We start from the raw sequence: 26,062 nt of genomic DNA on the forward strand, positions 1-26,062 counted from the left end.
TTTTTTACCGAATCTGTCGGCTACAATCAAGTATTTTCGTAAAAACCAGGTTTCTGACCACCCGTGCGTCCAAGACTATATCTATCCCAATCTGGAAATCAATTCATCAGCCGATAACTGAGGCAATTGTTCCAACAACAATGTCAACTCTGCGACAGGTAAAGCCAACAAATTAGCAACCAGTGTAGGTAAACTATCGCCAAATTCATTTAAGCGCAGTGCCAAGACATTTTCTGCTAACAATCTCACCGCTTCTTGCCTGCCTGCTGCATCCACCGCTAGCATAGATATCGCCAGCAAAATTACCGTAAACTCGGCAGCAGGTATCCTGGACACGGGAGAGAGAAACGCTATCATCAACGAGTCTAGTTCTCCAAATCTCACTCGCAGAAAATTCTCTAAAATTAAGCGCTGTTGTTCTTGTCTTCCTTGTTCTAATCCTTGTTCTAATCCTTGTTCTAATCCTTGCTCTAATCCTTGTTCCTGTGCTGCTTGTAACTGTTCTTGAAAAAGAGGTGCGATAGTCATAATTAACTCCCGGTCTTCTGTTTCTATGGGCTGTTCTAAATTTGCTACTAAGTTTGATTGCAGTCGATACAGCAATTCTAACGCATTAGTTCGCAGGGGGTTGTCTGTAGCCAAGGCGATCAACTCGGCCACTGCTTTTTCCTGCACCTTTCCTCTGCCCAAAATCCTCAGCCACAAGGTTTCGGGAGTTTTTGGCAACTGATGGATTACCACAATTGCCGATCGCAAATATTCCCCCAAAAAATAGATACCGGGCATCCAATTGGGTTCGTCTGGTTGTGCGCGAAACCCGTTTAACAGCGATTCTGACGCTGTGGGAGTGAGAATCCACAATTTCGGAAAATCATTTTCGTTAAGTCGAATATAGTCTCTTCTGGCTTCTCGCTCTAATTCGCTCTGAATATCAAACAATTTGCTGATGCAACCTACAACTTCCCTGATAGTTGCCGGGTTGCGGAACGGTTCAAAAATGGCCGTCGCAGTTGCTAGTTGCCCCAACAATCCTAAGTTTTCGATATGTTCTGGGACTGTGGCTTCATGAGTAAAGTAAACATCGATTTCTTGCACTTCGGAAGTGACATCGTGACCGATATTGACTGTTCCTAATGGAGACAGCATTTCTTCTAGGTATTCTTTGGCAAAGCGATCGTGAATTAATCGAGTCATTCGATTTTATATTTAAGATTTTGGATTCACTGCATCAGTTAATTTTATCATGTTTTAAAGCGATATTTTCAATTTTAAATTAGGGTAAAATAGAAAGATATCACAAAATATAAATTACTTTTTTATCGCAATAACACTTCTAAAAATTGAGTATTTTAAAAATTAAACGCTATTCAATAAGAACATTAATTATAAAAATTGCATAGTCCCGCGCCGGACACGGCATTGCCGTTTACCTACAGATATCGGATATAATTTAGAAGATTTAGTCCTAGTTTGCAGAATTGGTGTTGTGCAACAAGAATACCTGACAATCAAACAACTTACTGAAGCGGTAAAAGGCACAATTACGCCTCGGATGGTGCGGCATTATCACGCTTTGGGGCTGCTATCTCCGGCCGTGCGATCGACCTCTAACTACAGACTTTACACCCGCAGCGACGTGCAAAGACTTCAAAGAATAGTCGCACTCAAGCAACAAGGCTTTCAACTGTCTCACATCCGCAAATTGCTAGAAACTGATGCGGATGCTTCTCCTGACGCGCTGGTGACGGCTTTGCAACAGCAATATCTGTCGGTAATTCAGCAGATTGTTCGCCTCCGAGAAACGGCTTGTGCCCTCGAAGGATTGCTGGGGCGGGATCTTTCCTGTCAAGCGGTGCAAGCGGGCGCACTGGCGCAATTGAGGCTGTTGCAGGCGCAAACTGACGGGGAGTTGGGACAGTTGGAACAACTTTGGAATGGTTGGGATGCGGGGGCGCACACTCACCCGGAGGCGTTTGGAGAGTCGTTGCAGCATTTGTTGCCGGATTTGAGCGATCGCTCGGAAATTGAGGTAGACTTGCTTTCTAAACTGGTATTAGCCAGCGGTGATTGTTCGCTGTTGCCGTTTGTGAAGTTGAGCGAAACGGCGATTAAATCGGCGCGGGAAGCTTTGAAAAATCAATGTCAAATTGTGGCTGACGTGCCTCCTGTGTTTGCGGCTTTGGATAACACAAGATTGGCACATTTGGGAACAAGTATTGCAACTTTAATTGACGATCCGCACATCAATGCTGCGGCGGAAGCGGAACAGGAATTTTGGGCTGAGCGCGAGTGGTTTGAAAAATTGTTGAAGTTGGAAAAAAACTGTATATTGGTGATAGGATATGCGCCGTCTGTGCTGATGGCGGTGTGCGAGGCGATCGAGAACGGGCAACTGCAACCGGCTTTGGTGATTGGAATGCCGATCGGGTTTAGTCATTCTCCGGTGGCGAAACGGCGGTTAGTGCGATCGGGCGTTCCTTATATTACGACGGTGGGAACTTTTGGCGGTGGTTTATTGGCGGCGGTGGCTTTGAATGCTTTGGTTGAGTCTTTGATTGAAAAGCCGAATTGCCACTGTCATCTCAAGTAAAGATGGGATTTAGATTAGACATTCCCGGACGCATTTATGCCAAAGAAACCGGGTTTTTACCTAATCTGCAGGCTGTGATGAAATATTTTCATAAAAAACCCGGTTTCTGACTACTTACCCAATCTCGGCGGGTTGCAAAATCTCATTAACCGGCCTCCCTCGTTTCAGTTCTACCCAGTTAGATTCAATGGGTTGATAAGCACAATAACATACTGCGATTTCCTGGTTAGTTTCCTGAGACGAGAAATGGTTGATCCGAGTCACAATCCAGTCGCCATCTTTACCGTGAGTGATGCCATTATCTGGGTCTTGCAGATTGGCGTATTCCCGCACGCGATCGCCAATTTGGGGCAATTTGCCGGAAAAGTCCCATTCTTCTGTCAGCATTTCGGTCAAGCCGCCGGACGGCATTAACTTGCGTTCTCTCCAGCCTTCAGCGCTCATTGATTCTACTTTGTAAACAATCCAGGTTTCCTTCTTAGACATAATTACCTCACTCTTGGTTGTCGTGCCAAAGATCTTGAAAAGAAGTCTGTTCGCCGTGAAAGATGCAATCGACTTCGAGTGGCAAATCTTTGTTTGTTCTAATTCTCTTCAGTTTCCAACCGTATCGGTTCTCCATTTCCCGGCATTTCTCTGGATCGGTAGCACTGTGTACGTTTTCTTGTTCTGACTTTTCTTGTTCCACTAACTTAATTACTCTTTTGACGCTGATGGGGATTTGTTCTCAGCCAGCCATGCTTTCATGGCTTGCTCAATCAAGAGGTTGGACAAATTGCTGACCGTTCTCTTTTCCTCTTTCGCTCTCTCCTGTAAAGCCTCAAAGAGTTCTGGCTCTAGATATATGGTGGTTCTTGGCTTTTGGGTTGGCACGTCGGTAGGGTCTGTTCTAATGGGTATTGTTCATTATTCTCCCTCTCAAGACTCTCTTTGTCATTTAAGTGCATTACCTATTGACATAGTACATTACTTGTAGGGATGATGACAACTACGATCGCAAAAAAACCAATTGAAGCCTTAAATCAAATCACCACTTCCCCAACGCCCCCCAAACAGCACCCGAAACCACACCCCAAATCGCCCCCAAACCAGCCCCCACGATCGCACCCGCGACAGGTGCAAACTGCATCGGCACCCCAGCGCCCAAAGCCGGAAACATCGCAGACACCCCCGCGCCCAACACAGCACCCGCAAAAGTCCCCAAAAAACTTCCCCAAATCGCCCCCAAAGTTCCGCCCCTCAAACCCGAAGGCTGAAACGACACCGGCAGCTTCGGCGAAAACCCGCAAACACCCAACAAACTACCCGAAACCACACCCCCAACAGCACCCACACCCGCCGCCACGATCGCCACAGCAAGCAACAAACTCGCAAACTCGTTCACCGGCCGCATCTGCCCGCTATATTGCTGCCAAACCACCAGGCCAGCCCCCAACAAAATACCAGCCACAGTACCCGCAAACGCTCCCCAAACCGCTCCCAAATACGCTCCCCGCCGGCCCCACGTCCTCCCCACAGGCATCGCCAGAGGAGGCTTGCAAACAGCCCAAACAAAGCCCCACACCATACCAACCCCCGCGCCGGACAAAATCCCCTGCCCGATCGCCGGATTTTCACTCATCACCCCAAACACCGCACCGCCGATCGCCGCCAAAAAGAAAGCCCCCCACAGAGTCCCCACCAAAACCCCTCCCCACTTCCGCCAAATCTGGTTCGGCGGCAAAGTAAAAATCCCCCAAATCATCCCAAAAAAACTTCCCCAAATCGAACCGACAAAAATCGCCCCCAAAATCGCGCCGCCGCCCTCAGCCACAGCCGAAAAAACCCCCGCCGCCGCCGCCAAACACAAAGTACCCCAAACACCGCCCCAACCAGCATCCCGAACAATGCGCTCCAACTTGCCCACCGGAGCCCTCGCCGCAGGAGTCCGACTCCGAGAAGACATCGGCATCGGTAACAGCGGCACTGCGTACTGGCCTAGTTGGCGCGGCAGCCCCGTTGAGGAGAATTGACGGCGCGGTGCGGTGTCCCTCACAGGCGCTGTGGGTTGGGGCTTTTTACGCTTGGTTTTGGCTGGCTGCAAGTGCAATCCATTGTTGACTGCTTGTCGCGAAGGAAACGGATCGCGGCCTTTGAGGAGTTTTGCCCGATCGCACCAAGGACACCGACTCAAATGATTTCCGTATTTATGCTGAGTATTTTTGCTGCAAGTAATTAGAGAATCTTCCGCTTCCCGAATCGCATTCACCCAAGTTTTTGCATCCGGGCGCGCCGCCGGATTGAGGTGTCCTTCCTCAAAACAGCGGATAAACATCTGCCGCAGCCTCGGCGGCAGCATATCGAAGGGCGGCGCTGCGGGCATCGGGCGGTAGGGTATCCGTTTGGTACCGTTGGGGAAATGGCCCGATCGAATTCTCGCCTCCATAGACGGCGGTTCATCGCTACCGAGATAAACCCCCGAAAACGGGTGCGTACCTTCCATCAGCAATTGAAAAATGAGCACCGCTAAACCGAACAAATCGTGCTCTGGGGCTCGATCGATATCGCGGAAAGTCTGGCCCTGCAATTCCGGTGGCGTAAACTCCGGCTTCCCCACGGGACACCGATAAACGTAACCCGTATAAGGATCGCGCACTTGAAACGAATCGGTGTCTACCAGCGTTACCAAAGCCGTATCCGTCACCAAAATGTTCGACTCGTTCACGTCGCCGATGACGTAACCCCTGACGTGGAGGGCGTTGACAGCCGAGGCGAGATTTCGGGCGGTGCGGTGGAGGTAAAGATAGCTAAATAGCGGTTTTTGTTCGCGCCTGGTTTTGGGAGTGTAGAAAGTGTGTATTGGCATCACTTTCTTGACGCGCGGCATCACAAAACCGACGATTTTTTCGCGCCCGCCGACAGTATGCAGCAAATCGACTGGCCAAGCTATTGAGGCGTGTCCCGGTTCGGCGATCGGCGCATCCGGCGGCATACTGAACATGACTGTGAGTTTGTCGCCGTCTTCGTCTGTCGGTTTGTGGTAGATTTTTGCTACTAGGGATGGATCTTGGGCGATCGGGTAGATGCGACCTTCACCGCCGCTGGCGATCGCGCTGTTGCTGTCGATCGCAATCAGTTGTCCGCTAAATTGGCGCTGCAACTGCATAGAATTCCGTTAGGGGATAGAGGATTAGTAGATTTTAGATTTTAGATTTTAGATTTTAGATTTGCGGTAGTGGTACAGAAGCGTCCTTGGATCCGGACCGAAGTCCGAACGATCGAACCAATTTTATTGTGGTTGTTCGTGGGAAGGGTGTCTCGCCCCTCCCATGCAAATTAGACGTGAATCAGCTTCAAATCCACGGACAATAACATCTTATCCTCAATTTTTTGTTTAACGGCGGGTGTCACCTGACAATTATCGGTGTTGAGGCATTCCACCAGCAAGTTGTAGGCGTAGTAATACTGTTTCAGCAAGGTTTTTTGTTGGGGGCGAAAATCTAAATTGTAGCCGATCGCGCTCTTAAATTTTGCCAGCCAACTTTTGCCGCACTCTTTCCGCCACTTTTTCCAATTTTGCAAATCTGGCATCTGATGCTGAAATTGTTGCAGCAGTTGTTTGAGTTCCGGTTCAATATTCAGCCCCAATATCCCCACCAATACACCAGTCAAATCCTCGTCAAATTCCAGTTTTCGCATCCCGATATCCTCCGCAAATTCCACATTTTGTACCGCTTTTGCCAAACAATCTCGCAACTTGCAAACTTTCGATTTATCAAAATCGAGACTTGGTTCGAGGACGCGAGTTAAAGTCAAATCTAAGACACAAACCAAGGCCACATAAAAGGCCCGAATTTCCCCCTTCTTGAAATTATTTTCCACTGACACCGACTTCTGATTAGCCCAGATTAGCAACTGTTGCAAGGTTTGATCTTTAGCTGCCATACTGTCAATTTTTTCTTGCATTAGCAGCACAAGTTCGTCAGCAGGTTGCAAAATTTCTGCGACTCTCAAAAATTCATTTCTCCACTTTTTGTCTGCAATCCGGCTGACAAATTCTGGCAGCGATTCCGGGTTGGCACTGTCAATCAGATATTCTGGTTGAGTGTCGGTTTCCTCTATTAGTTCGTCAACTGCGGTTTTGATAAAGTTATCCACCAACCAGTCGCGGGTACGCGAGAAATTGCTGTTCAATTCCAAGTAATGACTGCCTAATTTTGCCTTAAAGTCTTTGGGGAAAATCTCTTTGGCTGCTAACAGATTTTTCCAGTGAGTTAGCTGGCTGCTGTTACGTTCGGGAAAGCGGTTGTACAGATAGTCGATCGCGATCGCCTCTAGAATCGCCGCACCCAGGATTTCCCGCCGCTTTAGTTCGTTCTCTGGCGCGCTTTCGGGGCGCTGAGTTAGGTCGATATGCTGGCTGAGAGTTGTTTCGACCGATCGCTCAATCAGCCATTTACCCGCACGGGAAAAATTGCGATCGAACTCTAAGTAAATCGCCCCAAACAATGCCTCAAAAGTCTGAGACAAAAAAATATTGTACTCGCCATTGTCTGTTTCTTTACAGTTACCGACAGGCCGATCAAATTCGCTCAATTTTAAATTTTGTGCTGATTCGGCAATTTTTTTTTGGTCTGCTAAACGACTTTTTAGCGTTGCTATATAATCGCAGTTCAGATCGGGATAGGTGCGGTACAGGTAGTCGGTAACAACAGCATCAAAAATCGCTCCGCCTAGGAGTGACAGCCGTTGCTGCTTCACCTCTTTCCCTGTTTGGCGATCGCACTTGTTGCCTAGCTGCCAGCGGCTAGTCAAGGCAATTTCCAGCAGTTCGGTTTGCCCGAAGTCCTGCAGGTCGATCGCTGCTTTGACTGCTTCAACATCTACCTTTTGAATTTTTATCTGTTTTAATTCTTTTTCACATTCATCCCATTTTTCCAACCAATCACCGCCTGCATCTTCCACGTACAAATCAACAAAATCTACCCCGCGATCCATCCAATCATCCTGCATTTTCCTGGCTGCTTCCAGTTCTTCCAAGACTTTTTGCAAGTTGCTTTCAACGGTGCTTGTACCTTGTACTGTCATAGTATTGATTTTGATGTAATTTGATTTTATTTCCAACAATTTCACTGCGATACAATCAAATCTCTATCTTTCTTAGGGTGCAAATTAGGAACCTTACCGCTATTGATTGCTGCGGTAAATCTTCCCGTTGCTGAGCATTCGTATCGATCGCCTGTTGCCCTTCATGATGTCAACAATCGCTTAAAAACCTTTGTATTTTTCGTTTATACCCGAATCTCGATCCCCTTCAATCCCCCTTAAGTGGGGGACGCAATAAAAAACTCTTGTCCCCCCGATAGATTGGAGGGGCCAGGGCGATCCAAGGCCTAATAATCAAACAGCAAACCCATACTAAGTTTGACATTAAATTGACAGCTATGCCTGTGGCCGCAGTCTGGCAGAATACCCCTCCCGGAAACAGAAAATGGGAGGAAAAATCTTGGCGCAGTCTTCCCGGACAAGAGAAGCGAACTGAGGCTTAGATTTTGACCGTCTAGAGTTGTGGAATATATGAGGCAATTCAAAATTTCTTCTTCACCGAGTTTTTAGGAGTCGAACTATTCTCAGCAGCAGATTTGGTAGATTTACGGGAACTTCAGGTAACGACCTGGGGGCAAATTATCACTATTATATAATGCAATGTTAACTAACTGGTTCAGGAAATTTGCATCGTTTCTATCATAACTTAAAAATAATCCTCTGTCAATCCCCCAATCTTGAAGAGTTTGTTGCCATTTTTGATATTTTTGTTCCGAAAACTCATCAGAAAGAGTAGTGACTTGAATGCAGAGGGGCTGCTGTTGGCGGTTGCTAACGATCGAATCAGTTGCCATAGAAAGATCGGCAACATAGCGATACAAAAAACTGCCTTGGCGTTCGACAATCCGGGATGCGATCGCCCGAATCACTATATCGTCAGCCGGATCGAATTCACCAGCCTTGAGTTTTTGTTTCCAGATGTAAAATTTGCGATCGTTTTCGTTCAGCCATTTAGGAAATAAATAGCCGTACCAATACCTTTCTCCCGGAGTCATTAACTCAAGCGCCGCTTGTTTTTCTATTTCCGAAGGTAGAGATTGAACCGCCAGCCAAACCTGAGAATCTTGGATAAGCTGCAGCAAAAAAGCCATCACAAATTTCTTAGCAGTTAGCGAACCGGGTTTAAGATCTTTCACCCAGCGATTGATTTCCTCCAATCTTCTCGCCAAACTCGGATCTATTCGATCTGCTGCGCTAATTAGGGTGTTGAGCTTATCCTTAATATCTTGTGCTTGCAAGTGACGACCTACTGTACAGATTAAACCAGAATTGTTTACACCTCGATTTTATTATAGAACCGCACCCAATTTTCGCCGATCGTTAAACATCTCCAACAATCGTTGGTGGCGCAGGTATCCTGCATCCTTTAACTTTCTTTGAGGAGATGTCTATTAAATAGTTCCTGCCGATTTCCGCAAAGCCTTGTACAATAAAACCAAATAAACATTTATCAACACTGCGGCTATCAATCCGAGTACCTGACCCAGAAGCTGAGATGCTAGCAAATTCCCCAATATTGAACCGATTAATCCAGAAATCAATATGGTTGGCACAAAAACGACAAAAGTTATCAGAGAAATCGCTCGACATACCAACCACCAATGCCCTTTAGTTAAATTCCAACTGCTACTAATACTGTCCAGCGCCGAAGAGTTATCAATGACGGTAGCAAAAGGTGAAAATATTAAGCGACATGATACATAAATCCCAGGAATTATTAGTGCAATAAAGCCTGCTGACACCAGCAGCGCAAACAGAATATTAACCAAAATCAGGTGCAGAAATCTTCTGCTTGCTTGATTGAAAGCTTGACCAACAGTTACTTGATTTCGAGCCAAACTTCGGTAAGTGTAGAAAATCATGGCTCCCGACAAGAAAGGAATGACCACAAACGAGTAGATAGTATATAAAGCAACACCTGTTGATTTTTGTAGGCCACCCAAACTATTGAAGGCGACAAAAAATATCAAACTGGGAGAATAGATGATCAATAGGGGAGCGTATAGAGTTCCCATAGCGGCAAATGTTTCTCGTAACAAGTTTCTGGCACTAATTCCTTGAGTTGTCATAATTTTTTATCCGGCTTGTGTAAGTGGATTTGAACAGATTAGACATTGCTCGAAAAAGTTGCTAACAATAATGTTAAATCATCGTCGGTGCGTTGGGAAACTCTGGGCGATCGCAAAAATGACTCTAACTGCTCTTTTGCATCCGACTCTTCCTTCGGTTCGCCCGAAAACCGAAACAACGGCGTAAAAAACGGCTTGTGGGGCGTACCTTCGGGGATTTTGAGAGCTAGCATTTGCAAGCCGTCGGAAAACACAGCTAAGTGCCGCAGCGGTTGCCGCATTACCTGAAATTGCGCTGTTTCGATCGCATTTGGCGAAACCAAAAAGATGGTTTCGTTGATATATTCGCCGCAGGGAGGTACAGTAAGGGCGATCGCATTTCCCTCAATGTCACCCGCAACCGCCGCACCGTCACCAATTTGAGCAACTGCGATTAATTCCGGCGTCGCCACAACTGCAATTAAAGTGCAAGCCAAATCCCTCGCCGGCACTTCCCGCACAGCCGCTTCTGCTTCCACCTGGGCCCGCGCGACTTGCAGAGAAGCTGTCAAAAATACCTGCCATTCGCCGTCATTCTCAGGCTGCAAATCCTGTTGACACATCATTTCGACAACCGCTTCTACAGCAATTTTTGCCCCAACTTCTGCCAGTGCAGCGGAGCCCGCGCCGTCAGCAACTGCTGCTACCAAAACACCGTTGGCCAAGACGCGCCAGCAGTGGGCATCTTGACAGGGCTGCGATCGTTTTTCGTGGCTAGTACCCGTCACGGATGCCGCTACAACTTGCCAATTACTCAATAGTTCAGATTCGTTAGTCATTAGTTATTAGTTATTAGTTATTGGTTATTAGTTATTGGTTATTGGTTATTAGTTGTTGGTTGGTGGTTGGTGGTTGGTGGTTGGTGGTTATTGGTTATTGGTTATTGGTTATTGGTTATTGGTTATTGGCTATTGGTTATTGGTTATTAGAATCAAGCAGCAATTTAGATTGAACTATTCCATAAAAGAATCAAAAAAAATCCTGGGTTCGGGTCTCTGCTTTACAATCTGTCTCATCAATTATTAGTTTGTGTTCATTTTGTAGAGAGATCCCTTAAGAATCTATTACTGTTATTAACTAATGAGCCATAACAACTAACAACTAACAACCAACAACTGAGGGCGGGCACGGGGGCACCGCCCCTACCAACCAACAACTAGCAACTAACAACTAACAACTGACAACTAACAACTGACAACTAACTAAACAGTTCCCCATCCGGGCGGCGGCAGTGCTACTTGTTCGTCAATTTTTGAGTGAGAAACTCTCTGCATACTAGCCGACAGCCAAATGAACATCTCTCGAAAGTCTAATCCTTTCAATTTTACAGGAGTGCGATCGACAATTTCTGCGAGACGGGAGATATTAGCACCTTCAACTCCGACAGCAAAAAATGCCACGCGCTTGTTCGTTTCTTCCTCTTTAATTCGCTGTGCTGCTATTTCCACAACATCATCTGATTCGCCTTGAGGTTCGCCGTCGGTAATCATAAATACCCACGGGCGGTAGTAAGTGATGCCGTTGTTGCGGTATTCGGATTTGCGGGCGGCAATGGTATCTAGTGCGAGCTGAATGCCCGCGCCCATGTGGGTTTGTCCTTGGGCTGTCAGCAGCGGTGTCTCGAACTGGTCGGCGGTCACGAAGTCTTGCACGACTTTGATATTATTGTCAAAGGAAATAATCGCGACTTCAACTCGCTTTTTAGCTAGTTCGTCTTTAATTAGGTCATTCCTAAAAACTTCCAGCCCCTCATTCAAGGCATCTATGGCTGCGCCTTGCATGGAGCCGGAGGTGTCCAGCAGCAAAACGCAGGGACAGCGCGGCTCTGGGTTTTCGGCAAATTCAACAGCTTCGTCTAGTCTCATGGTTCGGGGTTGACCTTGGAGTGGCTTGATTTCTAGGTTTGTTACTTTCTACCCTAGCCAGTAGGTGACATATTTAACTCAATCTGCCGGCTGGCGATCGTATTTTACCATTTACCTGAATCGATTTGAGATTTTTGATTGTATATTTTTGATTGTAAAATTAGATATCTGCGGTCAAAAAAACAAATTCATTCCTGCCTGTGGTAATGTAGACTAATAGTATTACTGCAAAATAAGGGAAAATCTTATGATTGCAACAGCCACGAAAAAATTAACCTTTGACCAATTCCTTGTAGAATGTCCAGAAGATGGACGCTATGAACTGGTAAATGGAGAAATTGTAGAAATGAATTCCACCAGAAATCATGATGATGTTGCTGATTTTACATCTGACTCATTTAAAGATGAAATTAAACGGCTAAACTTAAATTATGTTGTCAGGCTCACGCCAGTTATCAAAACTGTAAATAAAGCCGGCGTTGAACTAGGGCGGAGACCGGATGTCAGCGTAATCGATCGCGATTTATGGCGATCGAACCGTTCTGCTTATGCTGCGTTGCGAGAACCAATTCAATTGGCGGTGGAGGTAACATCAACAAATTGGGATGACGATTATATCGACAAACTGGACGAGTACCAGCGCCTCGGAATTCCTGAGTATTGGATTGTCGATTACTTAGCAATTGGTAGCAGGGAATTTCTGGGAAATCCCAAAGTTCCAACTATATTTGTTCACCTTTTGGATGCAGAGGGAAACTATCAAAGAAGCGCGTTCAAAGGCAGCGAACGAATTGTATCGCGGACTTTTCCTGAATTAACGCTGACAGCCGAAGAGGTGATGAACGTTTAAATTGGTTTCCTCTAGATAGCCCGATCGCCAATCTATACAAAATTACTGAAAATATGAAATCTGTTTCTGAAAAAAAAGCTATTAGTGCTTGGGACTACAAACCTTGGTGGTGTCAGCCTTGGTCAATTCTTTTGACTGGCACGAGTCTGATTGGCGGTAGTTGGTTTGTGTTAAAAACTGTTTGGATAACTGTTTTAGTCGCGATTCCTTTATTGGCTTGGATGGGGTTTTTCTTGTTGGTTTGGCCGAAGTTGATGGTGTCTAGCGGTGCTTTAGATTCTCATTCAGATTAGGTTTTGGTGGTGCGCTGTTTGTGGGTGCGCCATAAGTATCCTAGGTTTATAGCAAAGTCTCGATCCCCCTAAATCCCCCTTAAAAAGGGGGACTTTGAAAAGTGGACGGTTTCGCCCTTAACAAAAGGGGCTTTGACGCTCTTGTCCCCCCCTTGTTAAGGGGGGCTAGGGGGGATCGATGGCCTAACGATCGAACAGTGTTTCGCGCCCTACAATAACTCTACGCTTGCGGGTAATAGTCTTGAATTGCTTTCACTTTCATCGGGTTGGATTTGAGCGATCGAATTCCCGCTGCTGTGGCTTTGGCACCGGCGATTGTGGTAATAATCGGGATTTTGTAACTCAAAGCTGTGCGGCGGATAAAGGTTCCGTCGGCGCGGGATTCTTCGCCAGAAGGTGTGGTGATAATTAGTTGGATTTTTTCATTTTTGATCGAATCCAACAAATTTGGCCGCCCTTCGTGCAGTTTCAATTCCAAATATACATCTAAACCTTGCTCTCGCAAAACTTTGCGCGTTCCGTGAGTTGCTACTACTTTGAAACCTAATTCTAAGAATTCCTTCACAACCGGTACAACTGCTAGTTTATCGCGATCGCGCATGGAAACTAGCACGACTCCGAACAACGGCATCACTTGTCCCGCGCCGAGTTGAGCTTTGGCATATGCTTTGCCAAAATCTGTGTCAATTCCCATGACTTCGCCAGTCGATCGCATTTCTGGCCCTAACAAAGTATCTGTTCCCGGAAACTTAGCAAACGGTAGCACGGCTTCTTTCACGGAAACCTGAATTGGTATAATCTCTTTAGTAAAACCTAAAGCTTCTAGAGTTTGACCCGACATGACTCGCGATGCGATTTTTGCTAGGGGAACTCCGATCGCTTTTGACACAAAAGGTACTGTGCGAGAAGCCCGTGGATTAGCTTCTAAAATGAAAACTTCTTCGCCTTGGACAGCAAATTGAATGTTCATCAACCCGATCACTTTCAGGGCTTTTGCTAGTTCCACTGTCTGGCGGCGAATTGTTTCTACCGCTTTCTCAGAAAGGGTTTGGTAAGGGATGGAACAAGCCGAGTCGCCGGAGTGAATTCCCGCTTCTTCGATGTGTTCCATAATACCGCCGATCGTCACATTGCCGGTCATATCGGCGATCGCATCTACATCGACCTCGATCGCATTTTCCAAGAACTTGTCAATTAAAATCGGATGCTCCGGTTCTACCAGCACCGCGTAGGTCATGTAACGTTCCAATTCCGTATCGGAATAAACAATTTCCATTGCTCGCCCGCCCAACACGTAACTAGGCCGCACCACCACCGGATAACCGATGCGTTGAGCGACGATTAAAGCATCCTCAAAACTGCGCGCCAAACCGTTAGCGGCTTGCTGAATATCCAACTGTCGCAGAATTTTTTCAAATCGCTCCCTATCTTCAGCAGTATCGATGGAATCCGGCGAAGTTCCCCAGATTTTTGTTTGTACGTCGGGATGATTTTCGAGAGCTTTTTGTAAAGGAATCGCCAATTTTAACGGCGTTTGTCCGCCAAATTGAATGATTACTCCTTCGGGATTTTCCGCCTCAATAATATTAAGAACATCCTCTTTAGTTAGCGGTTCAAAATACAGGCGATCGCTCGTATCGTAATCTGTCGAAACTGTCTCAGGGTTCGAGTTGACCATAATTGTCTCAAACCCGTCTTCGCCTAGGGAATAAGCAGCGTGACAGCAACAGTAATCAAACTCAATCCCCTGTCCGATGCGGTTCGGCCCGCCGCCTAGAATCATCACTTTTCGCTTAGTAGAAGGCAAAACTTCCGACTCCGGTGCGAGACTGTGACCGACAGGCGAAATTTTCTTTTCTTCATCGCCCTGTTCCCAAATTGCCGCTCCTGCTTCGTAGGTGGAATAGTAATAAGGTGTGAATGCTTCAAATTCAGCGGCGCAGGTATCGACTGTTTTGTAAATCGGCACTACGCCCAATTCTTTGCGGTAGGCGCGGACTTGATCTTCCGATGTTTTGGTGGCGTAAGCAATTTGGCGATCGCTAAATCCCAACTGCTTTACTTCAAACATTGTCTCTTTTGTCAACTGCTTGAGCGTTGTTCGTTTCAAGAACTTCTCTGCTTCCAACAATTCCTGCATTTTATCCAAAAACCAGGGATCGATTGCTGTGAGTTCAAAGATATCTTCCACCGACATTCCCATCATCATCGCATGGCGAACTGTAAAAATGCGATCGGGATTTGGTGTCCGCAATCCGGCGCGAATTTGTTCCAAACTCGGCAATTTTTCCGGTTTGTCGCACCCGAAGCCTGCGCGGCCGGTTTCTAGTCCCCGCAGCGCTTTTTGGAAAGATTCGTTGAAGCTGCGCCCGATCGCCATTACCTCTCCCACTGACTTCATTTGCGTTGTCAGAGTCGGTTCCGAACCGGGAAATTTTTCAAAAGCAAATCGGGGAATTTTCGTCACTACGTAGTCAATTGTCGGCTCAAAAGACGCGGGAGTTTTCTTGGTGATATCGTTGGAAATTTCGTCTAGGGTGTAACCTACGGCTAATTTTGCCGCCATTTTGGCGATCGGGAAACCGGTGGCTTTTGAGGCCAAGGCGGAGGAACGGGAAACCCGAGGGTTCATTTCAATGACGATGAAATCTCCGTTGACTGGATTAACGGCAAATTGAATGTTAGAACCGCCAGTTTCAACTCCGATTTCGCGGATAATTTTAATCGAAGCATCCCGCAGGCGCTGATATTCTTTGTCGGTGAGAGTTTGAGCCGGTGCGACGGTGATTGAATCGCCAGTGTGCACGCCCATCGGGTCGAGATTTTCGATCGAGCAAATAATCACTACATTATCTGCCAAATCCCGCATCACTTCCAGTTCGTACTCTTTCCAACCGATCAAAGATTGTTCGATCAAAATTTGCGACACCGGACTCGCATCAATACCACCTTGGGCCATTTCTTCAAACTCTTCTTGATTGTAAGAAATGCCGCCTCCCGTGCCGCCCATTGTAAAAGCCGGACGGATAATTAACGGATAACTGCCGATTTGGTGGCCGATTGCTTTGGCTTCGTCGAGATTGTTGGCAATTCCCGAAGGACAAACTGCGACACCGATTCGCGCCATCGCTTCCTTAAATAACAGCCTGTCTTCTGCCATTTCAATGGCTGGCAATTTAGCACCAATTAACTCGACGTTGTATTTTTCCAAAACGCCATTTTTAGCGACAGCAACGGCTAAATTTAGTGCCGTTTGACCGCCCATTGTCGGTAAAATTGCTTGGGGTCTTTCTTGGGCGATGATTTGTTCGAGGATGGCTGGGGTTAGAGGTTCGATGTAAATGCGATCGGCCGTTTCGGGATCGGTCATAATTGTGGCAGGGTTGGAATTCACCAACACTACTTCATAACCTTCTTCTCGCAAAGCTTTGCAAGCTTGCGTCCCCGAATAGTCAAATTCGCACGCTTGGCCAATGACAATTGGGCCGGAACCAATGAGAAGAATCTTTTTTAAGTCTTGGCGACGGGGCATAGGTTCGTAATTGGTAATTGGACGAGATTGAGGATACATTTGATATTTTGCATCGCTCTTAGAAACAGGCTTTTTGAGCTGTTCCACCAAAAGCTTACTCAAAACAGCGCAAGTTTTGTTGTTAATTTGAAATTGTGCACCATTATCAGCATTTTGGAAGCGGAACCTCGCGACTGTGGTTGGCAGATACTGCCAGCTAACGAGAAATATTGATGGGAAAATGGTACAGTCGATCGCTAAATCCAGACTATTTTAAGTGTTGCGGTCGAATCGTGTTCTAAAATACACAATCGGTTTCTGGTGCGAGATTGATCGCGGGAGTTGCGCCAGCAGGGCTAGTCAGAAACCAGGTTTCGGTGTGCAATGCGTCCTGAATTATTAAATTTTGCTGACACCTTAATCGGCGCAGCCTACAAATTTCACCGATGCTAGTAGGGTGTGCGGGCGCACCGCTATCACTCTCCGGGTACACAGTCAATCGGTATGCGGGCGCACCCTACCAGTTTGCCATCTCTCTACCCTCGCCCGCGACTTGTACCGCGCAACCGAAGCAAGGAAGCCACCGCCAGCCCTCTCCTCTGGCTCCATCGAATCTGCTTAGATCGGGGAATGCGCCGAGTAAGAGGTAAAATATAAAATCGTTCCCAAAGCTTGAAATCCAAAATCTCAAACACAGATATGCCTAGAACTCCTAGCGAATATTCAGTGCACCTGCTGCTTGAGGGCGGCCACCGCGAAGAAATCCGTTTTGCAACCCTGCAAGATTTTCAACAGTGGTATAAAACTCTGGTTCCCAAACAAGATTCGTCAGAATTTGTCAATGTCCCGATCAAAAATGTTCAAGGCGAATACATGGTAATTCGGCCTAGTAGCATTCTCGGAATTCGGGTAGAACCGCTATTTAGTTCTAGTATCGAACGATACGAGGAATAAGCAAAATTATTAAATGATTGGGGAAAATTGGAAATTGATCAAGATTGTTCGCTATCAATTATTGACGATCGCGTGTTGTATTTTGGCGATCGCTTTTTCGGTGCCCGCCGTTGCAGTTCCGTCGCTGCAACCAGTTAGTATAAATCAATTGCAGGCGACCGAGTTGGAGTCGATCGGGCTTGACGCTCAAATCTGGGGCGAAAATGGCCAACCGGGCGATCGCCAATTGCTGTTAAAGTCGATCGACAACAGCCTCCGCTATCTCAATACATCAGCCGCTGCAAGTGCTTACAGCCGCTATCCAGTCGCAGGAATTACGCGCGATCGAGTCCGCCGTTCCCTCGATCGGTTCCGCCAATTAGTAGTCAGTTCCACTACACCTGCACAACTCCAAGAATCTGTCAAACGAGAATTTGTTTTTTACAAATCGATCGGCAAAGACGGCAAAGGAACAGTGGCATTTACAGGTTATTTCGAGCCGACTTATGCAGCATCTCGCACGCCTAATTCCGAATACCGTTATCCCCTGTACCGAGTGCCGCCAAACCTCGGTTCTTGGTCGAAACCTCACCCGACTAGATTGGAATTGGAAGGTGCAGATGCTTTGCAGGGAAGCAAAGGATTGCTGCGGGGATTAGAATTAGTTTGGTTGCGCGATCGATTCCAAGCATTTCTCGTGCAAGTCCAAGGTTCAGCAAGATTGCAGCTAGCAGAAGGCGGCGAGATGACAGTCGGTTTCGCAGGTAAAACCAGTCGCAATTATACAGGAGTAGGGCGAGAATTAGTTAAGGACGGCAAGTTTACTTTAGAGGAGTTAACATTGCCGAAACTAACCGAATATTTCACCAGTTTTCCGGCAGAGATGGACAAGTATTTGCCGAAAAATCAAAGCTTTGTGTTCTTCCGGGACACTAACGGATCACTGCCGACGGGCAGCATCGGAGTGCCGGTAACTGCCGAAAGGTCGATCGCCACAGATAAAGCTTTAATGCCCCCCGGCGCGCTAGCATTAATTAGCACCAAATTGCCTTATCCCAATGCGGCGGGAAAACTCGAACAAAATGCCGTGAATCGGTATGTTTTGGATCAGGATACGGGCGGTGCAATTAAAGGCGCGGGGAGAGTTGATGTATTTATGGGAACCGGAAATTTGGCGGGCGATCGCGCGGGTTATATCAACTCAACAGGAGAACTGTACTATCCGCTTTTAAAGTAGATTAATAGTGTTTTCCTGTGTCGGGGCGATCGTTCCTCCCGATGCTAACAAAAAAACCGGTTTCTGACTGCGCCGCGCGAGGCAAAAACCCAAGAAACCGGGTTTTTCACGAGTTTTTCTGGCTGTCACGAATCTTGATTGCTCGTTATATCAAATCCGTCAGCATTGGAATAGTAAATTCACGGTTGACTGTTGACTGTTAACAGTTAACATCATGAGGAGTGCAACCGGAATTTATATTACCAGACTCTGCCTGGTAATGCAGAGCCAGAGGCTATGCCTCCTTCTATCTCGCCACTTACAGGAGAGAGGAGTGTAGGAAGTGGTTAAGTTATTAAGTTTTCGATCCTCAAACAGTCACGGACTTTTCTGTAAATACGTCACTTTATTATTTTCATCAATGCGTATGTATTGTAACCGTTGAAGTTCCACGATAATTCTTTCTTGTTCAACCTCAGAAATACCACCTTGAAACTGAAACATAGCATCGATCGCATTCTGAAGGGTACTTCTTCTGGTTGGCTTTAACTTGATACAGCACTTTGCGTGACTAAGAGGTACAGTAACAGCAGTGAGCAAAATAATTTTCGATTTGCTCGACGGGAACATAATTTCACTCCCAATTCCAAGAGTTTTTCCACAATCTGTACACTTCGAGGTACAAATCTCCTGAGCCATGCCTTTAATTCCCACCATAAATGTTCGATTGGGTTAAATTCCGGTGAGTTGGCGTGATAAATACACCACACTTGCTCCTACTGCTTCGATCATTTCTTCTACCCCCTCTACCTTATGTACCTTCAAATTATCCATGACTAATACCGCTCCTTTCCATAATTTGGAAGTTGTTATTGCACAAATTTCTTGAACTTCTCTCCATTCAGAGATTTTTCCATTGTCTTCAGGGCGATTACCTTCTTATTGCTTATTGCACCAACTACTGTCACCCTACTTTCTCTATAAAATGGCTTAATATCATAGCTTCTTTCTCCCTTTTTACTTCTAGCTCTGGGCCTCATTATCCCAAGCAATACGCCCATTTCGTCCAAAAATATCAGATTTTATGGTTCGACATCTCGGATTTTTTTCCACTATTCTATGCGCTTCTTTTGATTAATTTCTTTATGGGCTTGACTGCTCCGTAGTGTTTTTTTTCAAAGTGCGTTCCTGCTTTTTGAGGAGTCGGCACATGGCACTCTCGCTCAACCATACTCCTGTTTTTTCGTGGCAATACTCACAGTATTCTGAAGCGTGTGTAATCTGGATACTGAGCTACCATCTCTTCAATCTGTTGTTCGTGACCAAACAGTAGGCTCGGTTTACCACCCTTTGCCTGACTAGGGAGTAATTTTCCTGTCTCTTTTTTTTGCTTTAGTATTGCTTGTACGGTACTTTTGCTGACTTGAAATCTTTCTGCTACTTTCCGAATAGAGGTGTTACCTGCTTCGTAAGTGTCAACGATCTTTTGACGCATATCCAGGAAGTAGGGTTTGATTTTTTTCTTTTTTACCACCTCTACCATTGTACCTAATCGTCAAGCAAAGTGCTGTAACTAATAACTAATAACTAATCTAAAAAAAATGAATTTTCCGAAACAACCGCAGAATTGGTCGATCGCCCTATTGTTAATTATCGGCGTTTTGGCAGTCTCAACTTCTTCGATTTTAATTCGGCTGGCGAACATGGAAGCAGGCGCGGGCGGCCTCGGTTTCAGTCTGATACTCGCCGCTTCTCGCTTGAGTTTGTCTTCCTTAATTCTGCTTCCGGCTTGGCAGAAAATTCAGTGGAACTCTTTGCAACCGGGAGCTCGGCGCTATGCTGCGGCGGCTGGTTTGTGTCTCGCCCTGCACTTTGCTCTCTGGATTACCTCACTTTCTTATACTTCGATTGCGGCTTCGACAGCCCTCGTCACCACAACTCCGGTTTGGATAGCGCTGTTGTCGCGCTTCTGGTTTGGCGAAAAACTCACCAAAATGTCGATCGCTGGCATTACTATAGCCCTTGCAGGGGGAATGGCGATCGCTCTGGGGAGTGCGGGCGCAGAAAGTGCCGGTAGCAGCAAACTCCTAGGCGATTTCCTGGCTCTGGCTGGTTCCTGGCTTGTCAGCTTGTACCTGCTGTTGGGGCGGGAAGCTCAGCGGCGGGGACTGGGAATTGGCGGTTATATTGCGATCGCCTATACTGTTGCTGCGATCGTCCTGCTGCCTCTCCCCCTCGCCTTCGGCACCCGTTATACCGATTATTCGCACATTGTATATTTTTATATTTTGTTGACGGCTGTCTTGCCTCAATTAATCGGTCACACCATTTTAAACTGGGCCGTAGTGCAAATTTCCCCAACTATAGTAACTCTTGCCGTATTGTTTGAACCGGTGGCGGCGAGTTTTTTGGGTTATTTGGTGTTTCGGGAAGTGCCCGCGCCGGCGGTACTCGCAGGTGCTGCGATACTGCTATTTGGCGTAGCAACCGCTACAGTCGGAGCAAAAAAAAGCACAGTCAACAGTTAAGAATTCTCAGCCTTGCCACTACAGTTGGCGCGAGTCAGAATAAAAAAGATTAGAGCTACAAAATACAAATAAGTGGGGAGCATATCAATGAGTTTCCACAGTTTACAGCATACAGGTTGATAGTTACCTCGGACTTACGCGCCAGGAGATTGCCAGCGAGGGCAATTAATTTTTCCTTTCCCTCCTACAAGGGCTTGTGATTAATCACATTTTGGATTTTTCGTTTACCGACTAGCTCGCATTGGGTTAAAAAAAACTAAAAAACCCATAAAATGGGTTGGTTTTAACCGACTTACACGCCTGCTCTCAGGGAATAAATTCCCTGGCAGAATTGGTTGGTAGTGCGGACTAAAATCCGCAATCCGGGAGCGGAATTTAGTCCGCACTAGGAACCTTTTTTGTTACGATCGTAGACCGAACATGATATGACCAATGACGAATGACTAGCCTTCGACTTCGCGAGCAGCTAAAATGACTAATGACTAATGACTAATGACTAATAATTAATGACTAATAATATTTCGGTGCATTTCGGAGAATAAAATTATGCTGCCAGAACAATTACAGCGCGTCATCGGCTACTTTCTCGAAGAAGCCACAGAACACATCCAAATCATCGAACAAGGCTTGCTTGACCTGCAAAACACTGTGCAAGCTCCCCAAAGAATACACCAGCTCATCCGAGCCTCGCACTCGCTCAAAGGGGGAGCTGCTATGCTCGGATTTAGCAGCATTCAGCGAATTGCCCATCGCTTGGAGAATTATTTAAAAGTGCTTAGAGAATGTCCGATCGCCGTTGATGACAGACTGCAATCGCTGTTAACTGAAGTATCTGATATTTTAGCAGCCCTCGTGCACAAGGTTTCTAAAGTTTTTGGCCTCAACCACGAAGATGCAAACCAAATGCTCTCCCTCGCTGAACCGGTTTTTGACGAACTCGACGTTTATTTGAGAGTGCTAATTCCCACTCGCCTGACTGTGAGAGTTACTACCGACGAACACATTCACATTTTCTCCGGTTACTGCACGTCATTGGATGAATTTTCCTCCGCCATTGCGTCGCGCGTCGGTTTGCTCCGAGGTACTATTACTCGCCACGAGCAAGAAGGCGATGGTATTCGCCTTTATATTGATATTTACCTGCCTCCTTACACCAGGATCGAAAACATCCGCCAAGCTGTGGAACTCTCGGGCGCTATTATCGGGACTTTTCAGACTCAGCGAGACTTTTCGTTACTGGTGACGGATTATCCGCTTTACCAAAGTGCGATCGAGCCTCCCGCAATTTGCAACGGATGTCGCTACTATTACGGCAGAAGCGACGGCGGCCATGTTCTCAACTGCACGATCCATCCCCGCGGCCCGGAAGATGAAGATTGTCGCGATCGCGAACCAGAATAAGGGTTATAAACATCAGATTGCGAACCAGGATTAGCCACCAAGGAATATTTGAGAAAAAACCAATATTCTCCATCAAACTTTTGACATAGCTCGCTATCAAATTCTGCTTTCTTCCTTGTTAACGCTATCCAATGCCAAGTTCTTTCTTCTTCCTTCTTCTAAAATCCCCCTCAAAGCTGATATTGCAACTTTAATTAATTGCATCATGCTGGAAGGATGCGCCACTGCCCAGATATTGATAGCCAGACAAGCGATCGCCATAGCTAGCAAGATGTATGTCGGAGGCATTACAACCCCGATCGCGAACCAGGTAAAAACGTGAAATAACATTGCTGCAGCCCAAACTCCGGCCACAGATGCAGACGCCAAAACCTGCATTCTAGGTCGGTTTAGTCCGATCAAAATCCCTGTTTGCAAAGTAGTCAGCAAGTTTGCCGGAACTAAAAAAGCACAGATACCTATGCAGTAGGTATGGGAAAACTCAGTAACTGTATTGAAGTCGAGCATTAGTCTAATTGTCGGGCCTGTTGGATATACTTAAAGAGCTTAACGTAACTTGACTTTAAGATCCTGTCATCATTAGCTTAACTTAATATTTTCCTCCCCGGGCCGGTCGGAAGACACATCTCTCTCCCCCTTCCAGCGCGCCATATTTTACCACAAAATTAACTTTGTGGAAAATTATTAAAAGTTCTTGAAGAATAGCAAGAAGTGCTGGCATAATTAATATGGGGGATCGATCGCAATTGAAGAGCCAAGTCTGCAAGAATATCTAGAATGCCGGGGCCGGTAGAGCAGCAACACAACTGCTGGTTGATTTTTGACTAGATCGTTTTCGACTAGCGGACGCTCGGATGATTCATTGCTAGGGTCAGTCAAGGAATCGAGCCGTTATGCGATCGAACACTTCTGGAGATGATTGCAAAACCTATTTGATAGCAACTACCAAGGTAACGCCGGACAAATTGTAGTAGGGGCTCCCCTCACCAACAAATCAATCTACCAGTTTAGAGATATCAACCCGCCCCCACGACTCAAATCTCAAATCTATAGAACCCTCTCAAAATTTTACAGAACCAAATAGAGAAAATGAATCGAAAAATCACAATCCCAGCACTCGAAGAAGTTGACTTGACAAACTGCGACAAAGAGCCCATTCACCTATCGGGACACATTCAGCCACACGGCGTGCTAATTGTTGTGCGAGAACCTGAACTAGAAATACTGCAAGTTAGCGAAAATGCACAAGAGTTGTTGGGATTCGATGCCAAAAGTGCGATCGGTCAAAATTTGAGCTTATTATTCGATCGCGCTCAGCTAGAAAAATTAAACGCCTGTTTGGAAAAGGAAAACTTAAAAACTGTCAATCCCATTAAAGTTTCCGTCGAAAAAGCAGGCAAATCATTAGATTTTGACTGCATACTCCACCGAATAGAAGGAGTTTTGATGGTCGAATTAGAATTAGCCACTACCACAGAAAGTCTTTCGGTCTTTAGCTTTTATCATTCAGTGAGATCCACTGTCACCCAAATTCAAAACGCCACAAATCTCCAAAATTTATGTCAGCAAACTGTAAAAGAAATCAGAAGAATTTCCAAATTTGATAGAGTAATGGTCTATCAATTTGACCCCGACGGGAACGGCGCTGTCATCGCCGAAGACAAAGCAGAAAATCTGACTCCTTTCTTAGGATTAAACTACCCCAATACAGATATTCCCAAACAAGCCAGAAAACTGTATTCGTTAAATTGGTTGAGGTTGATTCCCGATATTAATTATCAACCAGTTCCCCTCATCTCCGGCAACAATTCTATTCCCAACGAACCTGCAGACCTCAGTTTTTGCGTATTGAGAAGCGTTTCTCCCATTCACATAGAATACCTGCAAAATATGGGTGTGACAGCTTCGATGTCAATTTCATTAATCAAAGATCAAAAACTGTGGGGATTGATTGCTTGCCACAACTATACACCAAAATATCTCAACTATGAAGTGCGCGCAGCCTGCGAATTTATCGGACAAGTAATGTCCTTAGAACTGCAATCAAAAGAAGGAAACGAAGACTACGACTACAAACTTTATTTAAGATCCATTCAAAGCAAGATTTTTGAAGACATATCAACCGCCGAAAACTTGTCAGAAGTGTTCGGTAAATGCCAGCACAATTTGCTGGAAGCAGTCAACGCCCAGGGAGCAGCAATAATATTTGGAGACAATTGCTATCGAATCGGAGAAACACCTCAAGGAGAATCTCTTAAATACTTAACTAAGTGGGTGCAAAAAAACCTCAAAAAAGAAATATTTTATACAGACTCGTTGACTAAATTATATCCAGAAGCTGAGGCTTTTAAAGATACAGTCAGCGGGTGTTTAGCCGTAGCAATATCGCCAATTCAAAAAATATACGTTTTGTGGTTTCGCCCAGAAGTAATTCAGACAGTCAATTGGGCGGGGAACCCCAACAAAAAACTTGAAATAGATGAAGATGGCAGCCCCAGACTGTCTCCTCGCAAATCCTTCGAGCTGTGGAAAGAAAATGTGAGTTGCCAATCATTGCCTTGGAAACAATGCGAAATAGAGGCAGCATTGGAATTAAAAAAAGCAATGATTAATATAGTGCTGCGCCAAGCCGACAAACTCAACAAATTAAATACAGCATTAGAAGCATCAGTCGCCAGAGAACGCGAAAAAACCGCTCATTTAAAAACAGCGATGTCCGAGCTTAAGCGCGCTCAAACTCAATTGGTGCAAAGCGAAAGAATGTCAAGTTTGGGACAGTTGGTGGCGGCGGTAGCCTATGAAGTCACTAACCCGATTAATTTCATTTACGGAAATCTTACCTATGCCAACGAATACAGCGAAAAACTCATCAATTTATTGCAACTTTACGAACAGCACTATCCCTCACCTTCGCCAGAAATTAAAGTAGAAATAGAAGCAGCAGAAGTAGAGTTTATAGTTGAAGACTTACCGAAGTTGCTGGGTTCAATGAAAGTAGGAGCTAACCGCATCCGCGAGATAGTTCAGTCGCTGCGAAATTTCTCTAGAATTGACGAAGCAGAGATTAAACCAGTTGACATTCACGATGGATTGGACAGCGCTTTGTTGATTTTGAGCAACCGACTTAAGCCGAAGCCCGTGAAGCAAAGCTATCCCGTAGGGAATCGCCCTGCAATTCATCTCATCAAAGAATATGGCTCTCTGCCTTTGGTTGAGTGTTACGCAGTTGAGATTAACCAAGTGTTTATGAATGTGCTGACAAATGCAATTGATGCCCTAGAAGATGCCTTTGTCAACAAGCACTTATCGTCGCAGCGCAGCGGCAAAGAAGAGCCAGCCAAGAGCGGACAAATTCGGATCGTGACAGAAGTTTGTCTGGAAGAAAAAGCCGTAAAAGTTCGGATCGAGGACAACGGTTGGGGTATGGAAGAAACAGTCCGCCAGAAAATATTTGAGCCGTTTTTTTCCACCAAACCAGTGGGTAAAGGTGCAGGAATAGGTTTGGCAATTTCCTGGGAAATTGTGGTGAAACAACACGGCGGCAAATTGAGCTGCATTTCTGCCCCCGGAGAGGGAACCGAGTTGATTATTGAGATTCCACTGAGACAAATTCATCCGAAACCGATTGTCAAATGAAAAAAAGTGCGATCGCCTCCCAAATCCACAAATCGAAAATTCGACT

Annotated in this window: 21 protein-coding genes; 8 read left to right on the top strand and 13 right to left on the bottom strand. The window is 45.9% G+C overall.

Annotated features, from left to right (window positions below; translation table 11 throughout):
* Positions 1–81 precede the first annotated feature (81 nt).
* Complete coding sequence (locus tag QUB13_RS16045) at positions 82–1,194, bottom strand: flagellar assembly protein H (protein ID WP_333382394.1); 1,113 nt, start codon at positions 1,192–1,194, stop codon at positions 82–84.
* A gap of 292 nt (positions 1,195–1,486) precedes the next feature.
* Here QUB13_RS16045 and QUB13_RS16050 point away from each other — a divergent pair, with 292 nt between their 5' ends.
* Positions 1,487–2,590: a precorrin-8X methylmutase gene (locus tag QUB13_RS16050; RefSeq protein WP_333382396.1), complete on the top strand. Its 1,104-nt coding sequence runs from the start codon at positions 1,487–1,489 to the stop codon at positions 2,588–2,590.
* 114 nt (positions 2,591–2,704) lie between these two features.
* Here QUB13_RS16050 and QUB13_RS16055 read toward each other — a convergent pair whose 3' ends face one another.
* The 8 genes from QUB13_RS16055 to QUB13_RS16085 all read right to left on the bottom strand — a co-directional run bounded on the left by QUB13_RS16055 (position 2,705) and on the right by QUB13_RS16085 (position 11,648).
* Positions 2,705–3,076, bottom strand: coding sequence for a hypothetical protein (locus tag QUB13_RS16055; protein WP_333382399.1), 372 nt, complete (start codon positions 3,074–3,076; stop codon positions 2,705–2,707).
* Between the two features lie 210 nt (positions 3,077–3,286).
* Positions 3,287–3,463 carry a ribbon-helix-helix domain-containing protein gene (locus tag QUB13_RS30480; protein ID WP_442922172.1) on the bottom strand — a complete coding sequence of 59 codons (177 nt, stop codon included), beginning with the start codon at positions 3,461–3,463 and terminating at the stop codon, positions 3,287–3,289.
* A 154-nt stretch (positions 3,464–3,617) separates the two neighbouring features.
* On the bottom strand, positions 3,618–5,735 hold the full coding sequence (locus QUB13_RS16060) for a DNA-binding protein (protein WP_333382401.1): 2,118 nt from the start codon (positions 5,733–5,735) through the stop codon (positions 3,618–3,620).
* Between the two features lie 170 nt (positions 5,736–5,905).
* Entirely contained in the window at positions 5,906–7,657 is a 1,752-nt protein-coding gene (locus tag QUB13_RS16065; RefSeq protein WP_333382403.1) for an NACHT C-terminal helical domain 2-containing protein, read from the bottom strand.
* A 563-nt stretch (positions 7,658–8,220) separates the two neighbouring features.
* Entirely contained in the window at positions 8,221–8,913 is a 693-nt protein-coding gene (locus tag QUB13_RS16070; RefSeq protein WP_333382405.1) for a hypothetical protein, read from the bottom strand.
* A 153-nt stretch (positions 8,914–9,066) separates the two neighbouring features.
* Positions 9,067–9,744 (bottom strand): hypothetical protein, encoded by a 678-nt coding sequence (locus QUB13_RS16075; protein ID WP_333382407.1) that lies wholly within the window; start codon positions 9,742–9,744, stop codon positions 9,067–9,069.
* 38 nt (positions 9,745–9,782) lie between these two features.
* Positions 9,783–10,562, bottom strand: coding sequence for a PP2C family serine/threonine-protein phosphatase (locus tag QUB13_RS16080; protein ID WP_333382409.1), 780 nt, complete (start codon positions 10,560–10,562; stop codon positions 9,783–9,785).
* Positions 10,563–10,985: 423 nt separating this feature from the next.
* On the bottom strand, positions 10,986–11,648 hold the full coding sequence (locus tag QUB13_RS16085; protein WP_194009233.1) for a vWA domain-containing protein: 663 nt from the start codon (positions 11,646–11,648) through the stop codon (positions 10,986–10,988).
* A 247-nt stretch (positions 11,649–11,895) separates the two neighbouring features.
* On the opposite strand from QUB13_RS16085, the gene QUB13_RS16090 reads away from it, so the two are divergent.
* Together QUB13_RS16090 and QUB13_RS16095 are read left to right on the top strand one after the other, a co-directional pair.
* On the top strand, positions 11,896–12,498 hold the full coding sequence (locus QUB13_RS16090; protein ID WP_333382412.1) for a Uma2 family endonuclease: 603 nt from the start codon (positions 11,896–11,898) through the stop codon (positions 12,496–12,498).
* 53 nt (positions 12,499–12,551) lie between these two features.
* Entirely contained in the window at positions 12,552–12,791 is a 240-nt protein-coding gene (locus tag QUB13_RS16095) for a DUF6737 family protein (protein ID WP_194009231.1), read from the top strand.
* A gap of 220 nt (positions 12,792–13,011) precedes the next feature.
* Here QUB13_RS16095 and carB read toward each other — a convergent pair whose 3' ends face one another.
* Positions 13,012–16,323 (bottom strand): carbamoyl-phosphate synthase large subunit, encoded by a 3,312-nt coding sequence (gene carB, locus QUB13_RS16100; RefSeq protein WP_333382448.1) that lies wholly within the window; start codon positions 16,321–16,323, stop codon positions 13,012–13,014.
* Between the two features lie 678 nt (positions 16,324–17,001).
* Here carB and QUB13_RS16105 point away from each other — a divergent pair.
* Together QUB13_RS16105 and mltA are read left to right on the top strand one after the other, a co-directional pair.
* Positions 17,002–17,256, top strand: coding sequence for a hypothetical protein (locus QUB13_RS16105; RefSeq protein ID WP_333382414.1), 255 nt, complete (start codon positions 17,002–17,004; stop codon positions 17,254–17,256).
* A 13-nt stretch (positions 17,257–17,269) separates the two neighbouring features.
* A complete protein-coding gene (gene mltA / locus QUB13_RS16110; RefSeq protein WP_333382416.1) occupies positions 17,270–18,472 on the top strand; it encodes a murein transglycosylase A in 1,203 nt (400 codons plus the stop codon).
* A gap of 848 nt (positions 18,473–19,320) precedes the next feature.
* Here mltA and QUB13_RS30485 read toward each other — a convergent pair.
* A complete protein-coding gene (locus tag QUB13_RS30485; protein WP_442922173.1) occupies positions 19,321–19,512 on the bottom strand; it encodes a transposase in 192 nt (63 codons plus the stop codon).
* A 194-nt stretch (positions 19,513–19,706) separates the two neighbouring features.
* The gene (locus QUB13_RS16115) at positions 19,707–19,994 is read right to left on the bottom strand and encodes a helix-turn-helix domain-containing protein (protein WP_333382418.1); all 288 of its coding nucleotides are present in this window, start codon (positions 19,992–19,994) and stop codon (positions 19,707–19,709) included.
* Positions 19,995–20,052: 58 nt separating this feature from the next.
* On the opposite strand from QUB13_RS16115, the gene QUB13_RS16120 reads away from it, so the two are divergent.
* Entirely contained in the window at positions 20,053–20,979 is a 927-nt protein-coding gene (locus QUB13_RS16120) for a DMT family transporter (RefSeq protein WP_333382420.1), read from the top strand.
* A gap of 546 nt (positions 20,980–21,525) precedes the next feature.
* Positions 21,526–22,380: an Hpt domain-containing protein gene (locus QUB13_RS16125; RefSeq protein WP_333382422.1), complete on the top strand. Its 855-nt coding sequence runs from the start codon at positions 21,526–21,528 to the stop codon at positions 22,378–22,380.
* A gap of 96 nt (positions 22,381–22,476) precedes the next feature.
* Here the strand turns inward: QUB13_RS16125 and QUB13_RS16130 are convergent, their stop codons facing one another.
* A complete protein-coding gene (locus QUB13_RS16130; RefSeq protein WP_333382425.1) occupies positions 22,477–22,887 on the bottom strand; it encodes a hypothetical protein in 411 nt (136 codons plus the stop codon).
* A gap of 582 nt (positions 22,888–23,469) precedes the next feature.
* On the opposite strand from QUB13_RS16130, the gene QUB13_RS16135 reads away from it, so the two are divergent.
* Positions 23,470–26,016, top strand: coding sequence for an ATP-binding protein (locus tag QUB13_RS16135; protein ID WP_333382427.1), 2,547 nt, complete (start codon positions 23,470–23,472; stop codon positions 26,014–26,016).
* The last annotated feature ends 46 nt before the right edge of the window (positions 26,017–26,062 follow it).

Source organism: Microcoleus sp. B4-D4, from assembly GCF_036705185.1.
Taxonomy (GTDB): Bacteria; Cyanobacteriota; Cyanobacteriia; order Cyanobacteriales; family Microcoleaceae; genus Microcoleus.

What these genes read in the sequence shown, in the direction of transcription:
- carB (WP_333382448.1), bottom strand. Translation starts at nt 16,323, where the DNA reads ATGCCCCGTCGCCAAGACTTAAAAAAGATTCTTCTCATTGGTTCCGGC.
- QUB13_RS16095 (WP_194009231.1), top strand. Translation starts at nt 12,552, where the DNA reads ATGAAATCTGTTTCTGAAAAAAAAGCTATTAGTGCTTGGGACTACAAA.
- QUB13_RS16125 (WP_333382422.1), top strand. Translation starts at nt 21,526, where the DNA reads ATGCTGCCAGAACAATTACAGCGCGTCATCGGCTACTTTCTCGAAGAA.
- QUB13_RS16105 (WP_333382414.1), top strand. Translation starts at nt 17,002, where the DNA reads ATGCCTAGAACTCCTAGCGAATATTCAGTGCACCTGCTGCTTGAGGGC.
- QUB13_RS16130 (WP_333382425.1), bottom strand. Translation starts at nt 22,887, where the DNA reads ATGCTCGACTTCAATACAGTTACTGAGTTTTCCCATACCTACTGCATA.
- QUB13_RS16120 (WP_333382420.1), top strand. Translation starts at nt 20,053, where the DNA reads ATGAATTTTCCGAAACAACCGCAGAATTGGTCGATCGCCCTATTGTTA.
- QUB13_RS16115 (WP_333382418.1), bottom strand. Translation starts at nt 19,994, where the DNA reads ATGGTAGAGGTGGTAAAAAAGAAAAAAATCAAACCCTACTTCCTGGAT.
- QUB13_RS16085 (WP_194009233.1), bottom strand. Translation starts at nt 11,648, where the DNA reads ATGAGACTAGACGAAGCTGTTGAATTTGCCGAAAACCCAGAGCCGCGC.
- QUB13_RS16060 (WP_333382401.1), bottom strand. Translation starts at nt 5,735, where the DNA reads ATGCAGTTGCAGCGCCAATTTAGCGGACAACTGATTGCGATCGACAGC.
- QUB13_RS16135 (WP_333382427.1), top strand. Translation starts at nt 23,470, where the DNA reads ATGAATCGAAAAATCACAATCCCAGCACTCGAAGAAGTTGACTTGACA.
- QUB13_RS16075 (WP_333382407.1), bottom strand. Translation starts at nt 9,744, where the DNA reads ATGACAACTCAAGGAATTAGTGCCAGAAACTTGTTACGAGAAACATTT.
- QUB13_RS16080 (WP_333382409.1), bottom strand. Translation starts at nt 10,562, where the DNA reads ATGACTAACGAATCTGAACTATTGAGTAATTGGCAAGTTGTAGCGGCA.
- QUB13_RS16065 (WP_333382403.1), bottom strand. Translation starts at nt 7,657, where the DNA reads ATGACAGTACAAGGTACAAGCACCGTTGAAAGCAACTTGCAAAAAGTC.
- QUB13_RS16090 (WP_333382412.1), top strand. Translation starts at nt 11,896, where the DNA reads ATGATTGCAACAGCCACGAAAAAATTAACCTTTGACCAATTCCTTGTA.
- QUB13_RS16045 (WP_333382394.1), bottom strand. Translation starts at nt 1,194, where the DNA reads ATGACTCGATTAATTCACGATCGCTTTGCCAAAGAATACCTAGAAGAA.
- QUB13_RS16055 (WP_333382399.1), bottom strand. Translation starts at nt 3,076, where the DNA reads ATGTCTAAGAAGGAAACCTGGATTGTTTACAAAGTAGAATCAATGAGC.
- QUB13_RS30485 (WP_442922173.1), bottom strand. Translation starts at nt 19,512, where the DNA reads ATGGGCGTATTGCTTGGGATAATGAGGCCCAGAGCTAGAAGTAAAAAG.
- mltA (WP_333382416.1), top strand. Translation starts at nt 17,270, where the DNA reads ATGATTGGGGAAAATTGGAAATTGATCAAGATTGTTCGCTATCAATTA.